We start from the raw sequence: 987 nt of genomic DNA on the forward strand, positions 1-987 counted from the left end.
AGGGAGTCCTCGCCCGGTCCGCCGTGCTCGTAGACCACCCGCTCGGCCCGGGAGGCGTTCCCGGCGAACTGCAGGCGGGTGCCGTACTGGTCGGACCAGAAGTAGGGGGGCTTCACCGCCGGCAGGGTGGCCGGGTCCGCCCCCAGCAGCGCCGAGACGGCCACGCCCGGGCGCTGGGCGGCCCCGGTCCAGTGCTCCACCCGCTGGTGGCGCCCGGTGACCGGGTCCCACCAGGCCGCGCAGTCGCCCACGGCCACGACCCCGGGGATGTTGGTGGCCCCGACCGCATCGCAGACCACGCCGTTGCCCAGCTCGATCCCGGAGCCCTCCAGCCATCCGGTGTTGGGCACGGCCCCGATGCCCACGACCACCACCTCGGCGGGCAGCACCCGCCCGTCGGCCAGGTGCACCGCGCTCACGGATCCGTCGGTGAGGGCGAAGTCGGCGATCTCGGCCCCGCAGACCAGCTCGACCCCGGCGCGTTCGTGCAGCCCGGCCACGACCGCCCCCAGCTGCGCTCCCAGCGGCCCGCACAGCGGGGTGGGGGACTTCTCCAGCACGGTGACCTCCATGCCCAGGGCGTGGGCGGTGGAGGCGACCTCGGCGCCGATGAAGCCGGCGCCGATGACCACCATCCGCCCGCCCCGGCCCACCAGCTCCCGCAGCTTCTGCGCGTCGGCGACGGTGCGCAGGGTCACCACGTTGGGTGCGGCCGCGATCGGGGGCAGGGTCCGCGGGGAGGCTCCGGTGGCGATGACCAGGGCCTCGGCGTGGATGCTGGTCCCGTCCTCCAGGTGCACCAGGCGGGTGAGCGGGTCGAAGGACACCGCCCGGGTGCCCAGCACCCATTCCGCCTCCAGGTCCTCGGTGTCGGTCTCCAGGGTGAGGTCCTCGATCTCGATCCGCCCGGCCAGGAAGTCCTTCGACAGCGGCGGACGGTCGTAGGGGCGCTGGACCTCATCCCCGATGATCACCACCCGCCCGGCG

At 74.7% G+C, this 987-nt stretch carries 1 protein-coding gene; it reads right to left on the reverse strand.

The genetic code is table 11. The features are described from left to right. On the reverse strand, nucleotides 1-987 hold a 987-nt coding region (locus ACWCOM_RS18460; RefSeq protein WP_454550197.1), incomplete at both ends, for an NAD(P)/FAD-dependent oxidoreductase.

The sequence above is a fragment of the Kocuria sp. KH4 genome, assembly GCF_053711175.1.